Origin of the sequence: Streptacidiphilus sp. MAP5-3 (assembly GCF_041262505.1) — a bacterium.
GTDB lineage: Bacteria > Actinomycetota > Actinomycetes > Streptomycetales > Streptomycetaceae > Streptacidiphilus.
In genome coordinates, this window is sequence record NZ_JBGCCL010000023.1 from 24,040 (window position 1) to 37,702 (window position 13,663).

A 13,663-nucleotide genomic window follows, 5' to 3' on the forward strand; every position below is an offset into this window, starting at 1 on the left:
CGTTGCACCGGGTTTTCCACAGGCAAAGCGAAGAGGCCCGCACAGGTGTGCGGGCCTCTTTCGTGTGACCTTCGCTACGCGTGTCCACCTGCGGACCGTCCCGCAACCGCCGAGTGGGGGAGCGGTGTGCCGGATCAAGTTATCCACAGATAGTCAGGGTTTTTCCCCAGTGTGGACAGCCTTGTGGATAATGCCGCGGAGACTACTGCTCCGGTGCTACTTCCACTGGGTCGAGACGGCGAAGCCGCCGGCGATGAAGCCGAAGCCGACGACGATGTTCCAGTTGCCCAGCGCACTGATCGGATACGCGGCACTGGTCACGTAGTAGAGGACGATCCACACCAGCCCGACCAGGAACAACGCCAGCATCAGCGGTGCGATGAAGCCGCGACCGGACTTCAGCTTCACCGCTGTCGCGGTCTGGGTCGGCGGGGTGTAGTCCGACTTCTTGCGGATGCGTGACTTCGGCACGAGAAGGGCTCCCGGAGACTGTGGGCCAACAGCAGGTGCGGCAGCTTCGAGCAGGTACCCGGCCGGATCGGGCTGGACCGGGCACCGCACACTACGCCAGCGTCCGTTAGCGTAGTGGCTCCAGGAGTCAGAAGGAGATAAGGGTACGTGTCTGATTCCCGAGAAGTTCCGCCACCACCGCAAAATCCTTCCGAAGAGGGAACCGAGGCGGTAGCCGCCCCGAAGCCCCGGCGGAAGCGATATGTCGGGCGTGCCCTGAGCTGTCTGGTCTTCGGCCTTGCCGGCTTCCTCTGCTACGCCGGGGCCCTCGCCTCGCACGGCACCGACCTCCGCAACGACAACACCCTCCTGCGTCTGTCCGACCTGATAGAGCAGCGCAGCCAGCAGAACGCGCAGGCGGACGTCTCGCTCACGGCGCTGCGCGCCCAGATCGACCAGCTCGCCCAGCAGCACGCCCAGAACCCCGCCGACGCCGCGAAGCTGGCCGCGTTGGAGAGGGAAGCGGGCCTCGACCCGCTCACCGGCGCAGGCCTCACCGTCACGCTCAACGACGCCCCGCCGGACGCCACCGCGCGCATCCCGGGGGTCCCGCAGCCGCAGCCCGACGACCTCGTCATCCACCAGCAGGACCTGCAGGCCGTGGTCAACGCGCTGTGGCGCGGCGGCGCGACCGGGATCCAGGTCCAGGACCAGCGGCTGATCTCCACCAGCGCGGTGCGCTGCGTCGGCAACCAGCTGATCCTGCAGGGCCGGGTCTACTCCCCGCCGTACGTGATCAAGGCGGTGGGATCGCCGCAGGCGCTGCTCACCGCGCTAAACGGCGACACCTACATCCAGACGTACCTGCAGTACGTGGCCGCGTACGGGCTGGGCTGGAAAGTCGATCAGTCGAAGGCGATGACTCTTCCCGCCTACTCGGGCACAGTGGACCTCCAAAACGCCACGGCGGGGAAGTAGGTCCGTCCGACAGGGCCCCGTGCCCGCTGCGGCCGAAGGGGTGCCGTAGGGGAGGGCCTGGACGTGGGACGCGTCATCGGCCGGACGCTGGTCGAGCTGTGCATCACCGTGGGCGCGCTGATCGTGCTGCTCACCTGCTATCTGCTGTTCTGGACCGACATCTCCGCGAACAACGCCATGGCCGGTGAGCTCAGCCGGCTGCAGCAGCAGTGGAGCTCGGCGCAGGCCGCGTCGTCGGGGCAGGGGGCGGTCGGGCCGACGGACCAGCCGACGGTGGCGACGTCCGGGACGACGCCGAGCCCCGCGCCCTCGCCGTCACTGCTGGCCTATCCGCCGGGCCAGGCCTTCGCGGTGCTCTACATCCCGCGGTTGGGCCCGGACTGGAAGAAGCCGATCATCGAGGGCGTCGCCGAGACCGACCTGCAGAAGGGCATCGGCCACTACACCGGCACCGCGGAGCCGGGCCAACCGGGCAACTTCGCGCTCGCCGGGCACCGGCGGACGTGGGGCAACCCGTTCAACGACTTCCCGCTGCTGCGGCCGGGGGACAAGATCTTCATCGACGACGGCCACTACTGGTACGTCTACGTCCTGGACCGGGAGCCGTTCCGGACCCTGCCGACCGACATCCACGTGCTGGACCCGGTCCCGCCGGAGTCCGGATACACCACGCCGGGCTCCTACCTGACGCTCACCACCTGCGACCCCGCGTGGGGACACAGCCACCGGCTGATCGAGTGGGGGCACCTGGTCTCCACCACGCCGGTCTCGCAGGGCCCGCCGCCCGGGGTGAACGCGTGAACGGGGGTCTCTGCGTGAACGGGGTCAACGCGTGAACGGATCGCTCGCACAAGTGTCAGAGTGCACTGCGTATGAGCGGGGCCGCTCTACCACCTCGGCTGTGAATCGTCCGAAGCTTGGAGCGATCCGGCCGGGAGCGGGAAGGCCGCCGGATAATCTGGTGCGGACAGAGCGAACAGTGACGGACAGGCAGAGCGGACGGGAGTGAGGTCGGTCGATGTACGGCTTTCTGTGGCGCAAGCTGCCCGGCGGCACACCCCTGCGCGCACTGCAGTGCCTGCTGATCTTCCTCGCGGTCGTCTTCGTGCTGTTCCAGTTCGCCTTCCCGAAGCTGGAGCCGCTGCTCCCCTTCGGTGACGTGACGGTCAACGGCACCGGATCCGGGACGGGCACGAGCAGTACCGCCCCGCCCTCCCCCGGCCCGTCCGCGTCCACACTCAACGGCGCGCCCCGCATCCCGGTCGTGGGCCCGGCCCTGAACCAGCACCAGACGTACGGAGTCGCAGCCTGATGACCGCCGCCCGGATCTCCCCGCTCGACCGTCCCGCCCGGATCCTGGTCGTCGACAACTACGACAGCTTCGTCTTCAACCTGGTCCAGTACCTGTACCAGCTCGGCGCGGAGTGCGAGGTGCTGCGCAACGACGAGGTCGACGTCGCCTCGGTGACCCGCGAGGCGTACGACGGGGTGCTGCTCTCCCCCGGTCCCGGCACGCCGGAGGAGGCCGGGGTCTGCGTCGAGATGGTGCATCACTGCGCCGGGATCGGCCTGCCGGTGTTCGGTGTCTGCCTCGGTCTGCAGTCGATCGCGGTCGCCTACGGCGCGGTGGTCGACCGGGCGCCGGAGCTGCTGCACGGCAAGACCTCGCCGGTCAGCCACGAGGACGGCGGCGTCTTCGCCGGGCTCGCCTCGCCGCTGACGGCGACCCGCTACCACTCCCTGGCCGTCGAGCGGGACACCGTCCCGGCGGAGCTGCACGTCACCGCGTGGACCGACAGCGGCGTCATCATGGGCCTGAAGCACCGTGAACTCCCGGTCGAGGGCGTCCAGTTCCACCCGGAGTCGGTCCTGACCGAGGGCGGCCACCGGATGCTCGCCAACTGGCTGGCCGCCTGCGGCGACGCGGAGGCGGTGGCCCGATCGACCGGGCTGGCCCCGGTGATCGGCCGGGCGGCGGTCGCGTGACCGCGCTGCGCCCGGAGTTCGGGGCGCAGAACGAGTACGGCGACGAGCCCGGTGAGGGCCCCGCCGTACCCGCGTACGACCCGGCGGACGTGGAGAGCTGGGCGCTCGACGAGTCGACCATGCAGCTGCGCGTCCCGCCGGGAACGACGACTGCCGCCGCCACCGGGGCGCCGACCGGGTCGCGCTCCGGGGGGCGAGCGGCCCGGCGGCGGGCGGCGAAGCGACGCAAGGAAGGACCGGGCATCATCGCGGTCCGCGTCTTCGGTGAGATGATGATCACGTTCGGCGCGGTGATGATCCTCTTCGTGGTCTACCAGCTGTGGTGGACCAACGTCCGGGCGGACGACTACGCCCACGCGCAGGCCTCGACGCTGCAGCAGCAGTGGGGCGGCACCTCCGGGTCGGCCACGCATCCGGCGTATCCGTCGTCGTTCCCGTTCGGGACCAGGTTCGCGATCATCTACATCCCCAAGCTGGACGTGGAGACGCCGGTCGCGGAGGGCACTGACAAGGAGTCCATCCTCGACAACGGCATGGTCGGCCACTACACCGGCGCCCAGGAGACGGCGTTCCCGTGGGACGCCACCGGCAACTTCGCCCTGGCCGGTCACCGCAACACGCACGGCGAGCCGTTCCGCTACATCCCCAAGCTGGTCCCGGGCGACAAGATCGTGGTCGAGACGGCGTACGACTGGTACACCTACGAGGTCACCAGCCAACTGCCGCAGACCTCGCCGGACAACGTCAGCGTCATCGCCCCGGTCCCGCCGCAGAGCGGCTTCACCGGGCCCGGCCGCTACATCACGCTGACGACCTGCACACCGGAGTTCACCTCCACCTACCGGATGGCGGTCTGGGGACGGATGATCCAGGACCTGCCGAAGAGCGAAGGCATCAAGCCCGCCGCGCTGAACGGCGGTTGAGCGACCAGGCTCAGGCGGGGCAGAGCCGCCACACCGTGGTGTGCTTGATCTGCGCGTCCTCCAGCTCGCGTTGGACCGGGACCGGGTAGTCGGCGAGGGCCTCGAACTCGGTGCGGGGGAGATAGGCGCGGCCCGGGTCGCCGACGAGCGCGGTCGTGCCGAGGGCGCGGGCACGCTGGAGGAAGGCCAACACCCGGGTGGCCATGGCGCGTTCGTAGAAGGCGTCGCCCACGAGGACGAGGTCCACCTCGCCCAGCGCTGCCGGATCGGTGTCGAGGACGTCGCCGAGGGTCGCGCCGACGGACACGTCGTTGGCTGCCGCGTTGAGGGCCAGGGCCGCAAGGGCCAGGGGGTCGATCTCGCTGACCGCCACGCTCGCCGCGCCCGCGCGGAGGGCGGCGATGGCGACGAGGCCGGAGCCGGAGGCGAGGTCGAGCACCCGGCGGCCCGCGACGGTGTCGGGGTGGTCCAGGACGTGGCGGGCCAGCGCCAGACCGCCGGCCCAGGCCTGGGCCCAGAAGGGCGGTGGGGGATTGCTGGTCCCGCCGGCGGACTCGGTCTCCGACCACAGGTCGAAGACCTGGTCGGCGAGGTGCAGGCGCACCTCGGGGACGAAGGGGTTGGCGGACAGCCGGGTGTGGGTCCGGATCAGCTCCGCCGCAGTGGTCGTCGTGCTCACGTTCATGTTCCCGCTCACGGCGCCAAGTCTGGTGACCCGTAAAGACGGTGACAAGGCGGCAGCAAGGCGGCAGTAAGGCGGGACAAGTCGGGGACGGGCGGGGCACAAAAGGAGCGCCCAGGGACCCGAGGTCCCTGGGCGCTCCTTCGGCGCTGCTACGTACGGCCTCAGCCGCCCGGCCACCCGCCGAAGGGGTTGCCGGTGTTCCCGTTGCCGTTTCCGTTGTTACCCGGTCCCCCCGTGGGGTTTCCGGTGTCGGTAGGGTTTGGCGACGGCGACCCCGAGGGGCTCTGCGACTGCGGCGCGGTCCAGTACTGCACCTGGGTGCCCGGAGCCACCGAGGTGCCCGCCGCGACGGACTGGCGCGAGACCGTGCCCGGCGCGTACTGCGTCGCCTGCGGGTCGTCGCCCTGCGGGGCCGGGACCAGGCCCAGCTTGGTGAGCGCCGTCTGCGCGTCGGCCGGGGAGAGCCCGAGCAGGCTCGGGACCTGCGCCTGGGGCTGACCGGAGGAGACCACCAGGTTGATGGTGGCGCCCTTCGGCTGAGCTCCGGTCGGCGAGTAGGAGACGACGTCGCCGCTCGGAACCGTCGCGCTCGCCGCAGTGGACTGCTGGCCGACCTGGAACCCGGCGTTCTGCAGCGTGCTGGTCGCCTGCTGAACGGTCATGTTCGCGATGTTCGGGACACCGTCGGTGATCGGGCCGCTGCTCAGCTGGACCGTGATGGTCCCGCCGGACTGGACGTTCTGGCCGGCCGCCGGGTTCTGCTTGCAGATCTTGCCCGTTTGGGCGGTGCCCGAGTCGCAGGCGATGGCCGGGCCCTTGACCAGCTTGATGTTGTTGCCGAGGTTGGTGATCTGGCCCTGGGCGGTCGTGTAGTCCTCGCCGACCAGCGAGGGCACGCCGGTGGTGGTGTTGTTGGCGTTGCTGCCGAACATCGACTTCGCCACGAAGAACGAGCCGAGTAGCACCAGCACCGCCGCGACGACCAGCATGATCACCGAGGTGTTGCGGCTCCTGCCGCCGCCGTTCCCGGCCCGCCTGCGGTCCGAACGGCTGCTGTACCCGTCGTCGTCGTACCCGCCGGCGCCCGGCTCGTAGCCGTCGCCACCCGCGTCGTAACCGCCGCCCACGCCGGGCAGGATGCTGGTCGCACCCGCCTGGCCGGAGCCGCCCGGCTGGGCCGGCATGGCCATGGTCCGGCCGTCCGCGCCGCCCTGGCCGTAGCCGCCCATACCGAGCGCCATCGTGGGCGCCGAGGCAGCCGCCACCGGCAGGCCGTCGAGGGCGCGCTCGATGTCCGCACGCATCTCGTCGGCCGACTGGTAGCGGACGTCGCGGTCCTTGGCGAGCGCCTTCATCACGATGGCGTCGTACTCGGGCCGGAGCTCCGGGTCGAAGACCGAGGGCGGCTGAGCCTCCTCACGCACGTGCTGGTACGCCACCGCGACCGGCGAGTCGCCGATGAACGGCGGGCGCAGCGCCAGCAGCTCGTAGAGCAGACACCCGGTCGAGTACAGGTCCGTCCGCGCGTCCACCTGCTCGCCCTTGGCCTGCTCCGGGGAGAGGTACTGGGCGGTTCCGATCACCGCTGCGGTCTGGGTCATGGTCATCCCGGCGTCGCCCATGGCGCGGGCGATGCCGAAGTCCATCACCTTGACCTGGCCCTGGCGCGTCAGCATGACGTTCGCGGGCTTGATGTCGCGGTGGACGATGCCGTTGCGGTGCGAGTACTCCAGCGCCTGGAGGATGCCGATGCACATCTCCATGGCGCGCTCCGGCAGCAGCCGGCGGCCGCTGTGGAGCAGCTCGCGCAGCGTGGAACCGTCGACGTACTCCATCACGATGTACGGGATGGAGATGCCGTCGATGTAGTCCTCGCCCGTGTCGTAGACCGCCACGATCGAAGGGTGGTTCAACGAGGCAGCAGACTGCGCCTCGCGGCGGAAACGGGCCTGGAACGACGGGTCGCGGGCCATGTCGGTCCGCAGCGTCTTCACAGCGACGGCGCGTCCGAGCCGGATGTCGTGGCCGATGTAGACCTCGGCCATGCCGCCGCGTCCGAGAACGCCGCCCAGCTCGTACCGGCCGCCGAGGCGACGCGGTTCTTCCATGGTTCGAGCCCTCTCCCTCTCCAGTCTGCCCAGCCCGGCTTCGTATCGGTCGCAGGCGGACAGACCGCTGCTGGCGGATACGCTACCGGGCCCGGAAGTCAAAGCGGGCCCACCGAGCGACCTGATACAAGACTGGAATACGTCTGCGCTGGACGAATGTGGCAAACGTGTTGTCGGTCACCCGTTTCGTCCCAACCGGTCGGAGGATACCCACCCGGGGTGTGCTACTGGACGTATGCCTGCATCATCGCCTTGGCGATCGGCGCGGCGAGCATCATGCCGGAGATGTCGCCGCGCTGCGTGTCGCTGTTCTCGACGACGACCGCGACGGCGATCTCCTTGCCGTTCGTTCCCTTGGCCCAGGAGACGAACCAGGCGTAGGGGTTGTCCGAGTTGTTCATGCCGTGCTGGGCGGTACCGGTCTTGCCGCCGACCTGGACGCCCGGGATCTGCGCGGTGGTTCCGGTGCCGTTCTGGACCACGTTGACCATCATGGTCTGGATCTGCTGGGCCACGTCCGGCGTCGTCGCCTGCGACAGCTGCTTCGGCTGCCACTGCGAGACCACCGAGTTGTTGGCGGCGCGCTCCTCGGAGACCAGGAACGGCTGCATCAGCGAGCCGTTGTTGGCGATCGCCGCGGAGATCTCGGCCATCTGCAGCGGCGTGGCCCGGGTGTCGTACTGGCCGATGGACGACTGTGCGGTCTGGGCCAGGTTCATGTTGCTGTCGAAGTTGCTCGCGGTCACACCGACCGGGATGGTCAGGTTGGAGTTGTTGAAGCCGAACTTGTTCGCTTCCTGGAGCATCCGCGAGGGGCCGATCTCCGCGCCCAGCTTGCCGAAGACGGTGTTGCAGGACAGGGCCAGCGCCGTGTTGAGCGAGGCGTTGGTGCAGCCCGTGTCCCCGGCCTCGTTGGGCAGCGGGGTGTTGGTGCCCGGCAGCATGTAGGGGTTCGGCGAGTCGGTGGCCGCGTTGATGTCGGTGATCTGGCCGGTCTCCAGCGCCGCCGCGGCGGTGACCAGCTTGAAGGTCGAGCCCGGCGGGTAGGTCTGGCGCAGCGCCCGGTTCAGCATCGGCTGGTTCGGGTCGGCGTTCAGGTTCGTCCAGTTCTTGGAGAAGTCGCTGGTGACCCCGGCGATGCTGGTCGGGTCGTAGGACGGGACGCTGACCAGGCCGAGGATCGCGCCGGTGGTCGGGTCGAGGGCGACCGCGGCGCCCGTCTTGCCCTGGAGGCCGTTCCAGGCCGCCTGCTGCACCTTGGGGTCGATCGTGGTGACCACGTCGCCGCCCTGCTTCTGCTTGCCGGTCAGCATGTCCAGCGTGTTGCCGAAGAAGAGGCGCGAGTCCGTGCCGGAAAGGATCGGGTTCTCGACGTTCTCCAGCAGGTTGCTGCCGTACGCCTGTGAGTCGAAGCCGGTGACCGGCGCGTACATCGGGCCGTTCACGTAGGCCCGGCGGTACTTGTAGTAGTTGCCGTTGACCAGCAGGTTCTTGGTGACCGGCTGGCCGCCGACGATGATGTCGCCGCGCGGGTAGCTGTACTCCTCGATGATCGTCCGCTTGTTGTGGGCGTTGGCGTTCAGCGCGCTCGCGTCCAGCCCCTGGACCCAGTTGGCCCGGATCATCAGTGCCAGCACCAGGAGCAGGCAGAACACGGAGACCCTGCGGATCGGCTTGTTCACGGTGCGCTCACTCCGGTCGTCGACAATTACGGCACGATACAACGACGGCTAAGCGGCCTTTTCCGGTTCCGTTTGCCGACCCGGTGTGACGGGTACCGCGTCGGGTGCCGGACGGCGGGCGACGTCGCTGACCTTCAGCAGGATCGCCACCAGCGCCCAGTTGGTGATCACGGAGGATCCGCCCTGGGCGACGAAGGGCAGCGTCATGCCGGTCAGGGGGATGGTACCGGTGACGCCTCCGGCGACGATGAAGACCTGGAGCGCGAAGGCCGCCGAGAGGCCGACGGCCAGCAGCTTGCCGAAGGGGTCGCGGGCGGCCAGGGCGGTGCGCAGCCCGCGTTCGGCGATCAGCGCGTAGAGCACCAGCACCGCCATCACCCCGGCCAGGCCGATCTCCTCGCCGATGGTGCCGAGGATGAAGTCGCTCTTGGCGGCGAAGCCGATCAGCCAGGAGTGGCCCTCCCCCAGGCCGGTGCCGATGGTGCCGCCCGCGCCGAGCGCGAACAGCGCCTGGCCGATCTGGCCGACTCCGTTGCCGCCCTGGGTCAGCAGCGGGTGCAGCCACTCCTGGATCCGGGCCTGGACGTGACCTTCGGCACGCGCCACCGTCCAGAAGCCCAGCCCGGCCATCAGCAGCCCGAAGAGGATCCAGCTGGTCCGCTCGGTGGCGACGTAGAGCATCACCACGAACATGCCGAAGAAGAGCACCGAGGTGCCGAGGTCGGTCTCGAAGACCAGGATCAGCACGCTCAGCGCCCAGACCACCACGATCGGCCCGAGATCGCGTCCGCGTGGCAGGTAGAGGCCCAGCAGCCGGCGGCTGGCCAGCGCCAGGGCGTCCCGCTTGACCATCAGGAAGCCGGAGAAGAAGACCGGCAGCAGGATCTTGACGAACTCCCCCGGCTGGATCGAGAAGCTGCCGAAGTGGATCCAGATCTTCGCGCCGAAGTCGGCGGCCCGCGTCGGGAAGAAGGCCGGCAGCGCCAGCAGCACCAGCGCGGCGAAGCCGGACAGGTAGGTGTAGCGCTGCAGCATCCGATGGTCCTTCAGCAGCCCTATCACCGCGATGAAGAGCGCGATGCCGAGCCCGGACCAGAGCAGCTGCAGCTGCGCGGCGGGGAAGTTGGGGTGCAGCTGCACGGACTTGTCGAGCCGCCAGATGAAGACCAGGCCGAGGCCGTTGAGCAGGGCCGCCAGCGGCAGCAGCAGCGGGTCGGCGTGCGGGGCGAAACGCCGCACCGAGAGGTGGGCCAGCAGGACGAAGAAGCCCAGGCCCAGCGTGTAGCCGAGCATGCCGGCGGGCAGTCGGCCGTCCATGGCGATCCCGGTCTCCGCGTAGGCGAGGACCGGGACGAGCACGGCGAAGGCGAGCAGGGAGAGCTCGGTGTTGCGACGGTTGGGCGCCCCTTGCGGGGCGAACGTGGCGGTCAAGCTCCCCGTGCCGCTCACCGTCAGGGCCTCCCGGGAGCGTTCCGGGTCGGCCCGACCGGGCGGCGCGCGCCCGGAAGGCTCAGCTCAGCGAGCGGCCTCAGGAGGTCACGCACTGCTGCGCCAGGGTCTGGTCGGCCGCGCTCAGCGACGGCGAGGGGCTCGCCGACGGGGTCGCGCTGGGCGAGGTGCTCGGGTGCGGCGTGGCCTTGGGGGTGCTGTCCGCCTTCGCCCCTGACTTCGCCGTCTGCGTGGGGCTGGGCGACGTGACGGGCTTGGTCTTCTGCTGGGCCACGATCTGGCAGACCTGCGCCTGGTGGGCCAGCTGGCTCACCCGGTCCTGAGCGTCCGTCAGACTGCTCGCCGAGATGGAGTCCTTGAGGTTGGTCTGCTCGTACGGCGGCAGGTACTTGAGCGCCACCTGCGGCTGGTCGGCGTAGACCGAGGACAGCTTGAGCCCGGCCAGGTTCTGCGAGACGCCCTTGTAGATCGCCACGTGGTCGCCGTTGGCGCCGACGTAGTACTGGGTCTGCGTCCACTGGTAGCCGAAGTACGCGCCGCCGCCGAGCAGTACCACCAGGGCGGCTGCCAGCGCGGTCGGCAGCACCCAGCCGCGTCGCTTGCGCTCCTTGGCGCGGCGGCGGCCGCGACGGGTCTCCGGCTCGTAGTCGTCGTCGAAGCCGCCCTCGAACTCGTCGTACTCCTGGTAGCCGTGTTCGCCGTCGGCGCCGTCAGCGGCTGCGCCGTCGCCCTGCTCGGGCTGCTCGCCCTGCTCGGGCTTGCGGCCCAGTGAGGCGGCGCGCGAGGCGGGGGTGTTGGCGACGGTGGGGTGGGCCACGGTGGGCGGGCCGTCGGCGACCGCGCCGACCACCATCGGCGCGTGGTCGAAGTGGGTCGCGGCCGGGTCCGCGTCGTCGACCTCGAGCACGTCGGCGACGACGCAGGTGATGTTGTCGGGCCCGCCGCCGCGCAGCGCGAGCTGGATCAGCTCGGCGATGGTGTCCTCGGGCGAGTAGTAGCTCCCGAGGGTCTCCTCGATGGTCTGGTGGCTGACCACGCCGGAGAGGCCGTCGGAGCAGAGCAGGTAGCGGTCGCCAGCCCGGACGTCGCGGATCGACAGGTCGGACTCGACCTCACCGGTGCCCATCAGCGCGCGCATGATCAGCGAACGCTGCGGGTGGGTGGAGGCCTCCTCCTCGGTGATCCGGCCCTCGTCGACCAGGCGCTGCACCCAGGTGTGGTCGGTAGTGATCTGCGTCAGCGAACCGTCGCGCAGCAGGTAGGCGCGGGAGTCGCCGATGTGGATCATGGCGGCGCTCTGACCGGTCCACAGCAGGGCGGTCAGCGTGGTGCCCATGCCTTCGAGGCTCGCGTCCGCCTCGACGAGGACGCGCAGTCGCTCGTTGGCGCGCTCGGCGGCGTCGCGCAGGGCCGTCATCGGGTCGGTACCGGGGACGTCCTCGTCCAGGTCGACGATGCTGGAGAGCACCTCGGACGAGGCCACCTCGCCGGCGGCCTGGCCGCCCATGCCGTCCGCGACCGCGAGCAGGCGGGGACCGGCGTAGCCGGAGTCCTCGTTGCCCTCGCGGATCATGCCCTTGTGCGAACCGGCGGCGAATCGCAGCACGAGGCTCATGCCCTGTCCGCCCCCTTCCCTCGGTCCCCTGCGCGATGCCCCGGTGCAGCGTGCGTTGCTGCATCGTACGGCCCACCGGGCCGGAGCGGCGGAACCGGGGCGGGCCCGTTCCCCCCGGGCGGACGGGGCGGCGTCGTCGCGTCGGTCACTGCGTCGGTCACTTCCGGAGCTCGATCACGGTGCGGCCGATGCGGACGGCCGACCCGGGCTGGAGCGGCATCGGGCTGGTCAGCCGCATCTGGTCGAGGAAGGTCCCGTTGGTCGAGCCCAGGTCTTCGACGAACCAGGAACCGGTCGCCTGGTCCGGGTAGATCCGCGCGTGGCGGGAGGACGCGTAGTCGTCGTCCAGCACGATCGTGGAGTCGTGGGCCCGGCCCAGCGAGATGGTCTGCCCCTGCAGCGCGACGGTGGTGCCGGACAACGAGCCCTGGGTGATCACCAGGTGGGTCGGCATGCCACGGCGCTGCCGGCCCCCGCTCTGCTGCTGCGACTGCTGGCGCTGCGGCGGCGCAGGCGTCGCAGCCTGTTGGCGGCCCGTGCTCGGACCGCCGCCGCGGCGGGCCGTGGCGGCGCGCTGCGTGACCTTGGTCCCGAACAGGTCCGAGCGGATCACCTGGACCGCGACGATGACGAACAGCCACAGGACGGCCAGGAAACCGAGCCGCATGACCGTGAGGGTCAGCTCTGACATGTGTCCCGCGTCACCCTTCGGCTTGCCGGTAGACGATGGTGGTACTGCCCACGACGATCCGTGAGCCGTCCCGGAGCGTAGCGCGGGTGGTGTGCTGGCCGTCGACCACGATGCCGTTGGTCGAGCCGAGGTCGAGCACCATCGACGGGTTTCCGATGCGGATTTCCGCGTGCTTGCGGGAGACGCCCGGGTCGTCGACGCGGAGGTCGGCCTCGGTGCTGCGGCCGAGCACCACGACGGGGCGGTCGAGCTGGTGGCGCTGGCCGTTCATCTCCAGCCAGCGGCGCGGCGTGGCACCGGAGCCGGGCGCGCCGGGGCCGCCCATGCCGACCGTCGGCGGGTGCGCCGGCGGCGGGCCGGGGTAGCGGGCGTCGTCCTGGCCGCCCGAGCCGCCGGAGTTGCCGAAATCACTTCGGCCGCCGGGACCACCGGCACCGGGAGGACCGGCCAGCGGGTTGATGGCGGGGAAGGCGGGCGCGGTCGGCGGCAGCGGCGGTTCCTCGCTGCGCTGCGGCGGCTGCGCGGGACGCTGCGGCTGCGGTGGCTGCCAGCTCTGGGCCTGCTGGCCGCCGTAGGGCGCGGGCGGAGCCGGGCGGTAGCCCGACTGCGCCTGGTGCCCCTGGGTGGCGTCGGGAGAGGCCTCGATCCGGCTGCGCACGCGGTAGAGGCCGGTGTCCAGGTCCTCGGCCCGCTCCAACTGGACCTGGAGCGGGCCCATGAAGGAGTAGCGCTGCGCCTGTGCGTACTCGCGGACCATGCCGGCGAGCTCGCTCCCGAGCTGCCCGGAGTACGGGCTCAGACGCTCGTGGTCGTGCGGGCTCAGCTCGACGATGAAGTCGTTGGGCACCACGGTGCGGTCCCGGTTCCAGATGCTGGCGTTGTTGTCGCACTCGCGCTGGAGCGCTCCTGCGATCTCGACGGGCTGCACCTCGGACTTGAACACCTTGGCGAAGGCGCCGTTGACGAAGCCCTCGAGTCGCTGCTCGAACTTCTTCAGGGCTCCCACGGGGCACCCCCTTCCCTCGGGTGTCGTCGTCCCGCCCACCGTGTCGCTTCACTGCGGCGGCGTGCGGGCGGCTGCTGCTTGTCTGCCTTA

General features: G+C 70.3%; 13 protein-coding genes. 5 read left to right on the plus strand and 8 right to left on the minus strand.

All coding sequences use genetic code 11. The features are described 5' to 3' along the window. Positions 1-216: 216 nt before the first annotated feature. On the minus strand, positions 217-471 hold the full coding sequence (crgA, locus tag ABH928_RS27170) for a cell division protein CrgA (RefSeq protein ID WP_370071100.1): 255 nt from the start codon (positions 469-471) through the stop codon (positions 217-219). 255 nt (positions 472-726) lie between these two features. Here crgA and ABH928_RS27175 point away from each other — a divergent pair, with 255 nt between their 5' ends. From ABH928_RS27175 to ABH928_RS27195, 5 genes are all read left to right on the plus strand, one after another. Next, a complete protein-coding gene (locus ABH928_RS27175) occupies positions 727-1,428 on the plus strand; it encodes a DUF881 domain-containing protein (RefSeq protein ID WP_370071250.1) in 702 nt (233 codons plus the stop codon). 63 nt (positions 1,429-1,491) lie between these two features. Further along, on the plus strand, positions 1,492-2,229 hold the full coding sequence (locus ABH928_RS27180) for a class E sortase (RefSeq protein WP_370071102.1): 738 nt from the start codon (positions 1,492-1,494) through the stop codon (positions 2,227-2,229). A 217-nt stretch (positions 2,230-2,446) separates the two neighbouring features. Beyond that, positions 2,447-2,740 (plus strand): hypothetical protein, encoded by a 294-nt coding sequence (locus tag ABH928_RS27185; RefSeq protein ID WP_370071258.1) that lies wholly within the window; start codon positions 2,447-2,449, stop codon positions 2,738-2,740. Further along, positions 2,740-3,414: an aminodeoxychorismate/anthranilate synthase component II gene (locus ABH928_RS27190; RefSeq protein WP_370071104.1), complete on the plus strand. Its 675-nt coding sequence runs from the start codon at positions 2,740-2,742 to the stop codon at positions 3,412-3,414. Before ABH928_RS27185 ends, ABH928_RS27190 begins: the two co-directional genes overlap by 1 nt. Next, positions 3,411-4,337: a class E sortase gene (locus ABH928_RS27195; protein ID WP_370071106.1), complete on the plus strand. Its 927-nt coding sequence runs from the start codon at positions 3,411-3,413 to the stop codon at positions 4,335-4,337. The genes ABH928_RS27190 and ABH928_RS27195 overlap by 4 nt, the downstream gene beginning before the upstream one ends. A gap of 10 nt (positions 4,338-4,347) precedes the next feature. Here ABH928_RS27195 and ABH928_RS27200 read toward each other — a convergent pair whose 3' ends face one another. The 7 genes from ABH928_RS27200 to ABH928_RS27230 form a co-directional block, all read right to left on the minus strand. Next, entirely contained in the window at positions 4,348-5,034 is a 687-nt protein-coding gene (locus tag ABH928_RS27200) for a methyltransferase (protein ID WP_370071108.1), read from the minus strand. Between the two features lie 149 nt (positions 5,035-5,183). Next, the gene (pknB, locus tag ABH928_RS27205) at positions 5,184-7,130 is read right to left on the minus strand and encodes a Stk1 family PASTA domain-containing Ser/Thr kinase (RefSeq protein WP_370071110.1); all 1,947 of its coding nucleotides are present in this window, start codon (positions 7,128-7,130) and stop codon (positions 5,184-5,186) included. A 224-nt stretch (positions 7,131-7,354) separates the two neighbouring features. Next, entirely contained in the window at positions 7,355-8,812 is a 1,458-nt protein-coding gene (locus tag ABH928_RS27210) for a peptidoglycan D,D-transpeptidase FtsI family protein (protein ID WP_370071112.1), read from the minus strand. A 48-nt stretch (positions 8,813-8,860) separates the two neighbouring features. After that, on the minus strand, positions 8,861-10,261 hold the full coding sequence (locus ABH928_RS27215) for an FtsW/RodA/SpoVE family cell cycle protein (RefSeq protein WP_370071114.1): 1,401 nt from the start codon (positions 10,259-10,261) through the stop codon (positions 8,861-8,863). A 79-nt stretch (positions 10,262-10,340) separates the two neighbouring features. Continuing rightward, the gene (locus tag ABH928_RS27220; RefSeq protein ID WP_370071116.1) at positions 10,341-11,876 is read right to left on the minus strand and encodes a PP2C family serine/threonine-protein phosphatase; all 1,536 of its coding nucleotides are present in this window, start codon (positions 11,874-11,876) and stop codon (positions 10,341-10,343) included. Positions 11,877-12,033: 157 nt separating this feature from the next. After that, positions 12,034-12,567, minus strand: coding sequence for an FHA domain-containing protein (locus tag ABH928_RS27225; protein ID WP_370071118.1), 534 nt, complete (start codon positions 12,565-12,567; stop codon positions 12,034-12,036). A 10-nt stretch (positions 12,568-12,577) separates the two neighbouring features. Continuing rightward, positions 12,578-13,573, minus strand: coding sequence for an FhaA domain-containing protein (locus tag ABH928_RS27230; protein WP_370071121.1), 996 nt, complete (start codon positions 13,571-13,573; stop codon positions 12,578-12,580). Positions 13,574-13,663: the final 90 nt, after the last annotated feature.

Bases quoted from the DNA above. Each gene is read 5' to 3' on its own strand.
- ABH928_RS27220 (WP_370071116.1), bottom strand. From the start codon at position 11,876: ATGAGCCTCGTGCTGCGATTCGCCGCCGGTTCGCACAAGGGCATGATC.
- ABH928_RS27225 (WP_370071118.1), bottom strand. From the start codon at position 12,567: ATGTCAGAGCTGACCCTCACGGTCATGCGGCTCGGTTTCCTGGCCGTC.
- pknB (WP_370071110.1), bottom strand. From the start codon at position 7,130: ATGGAAGAACCGCGTCGCCTCGGCGGCCGGTACGAGCTGGGCGGCGTT.
- ABH928_RS27185 (WP_370071258.1), top strand. From the start codon at position 2,447: ATGTACGGCTTTCTGTGGCGCAAGCTGCCCGGCGGCACACCCCTGCGC.
- ABH928_RS27190 (WP_370071104.1), top strand. From the start codon at position 2,740: ATGACCGCCGCCCGGATCTCCCCGCTCGACCGTCCCGCCCGGATCCTG.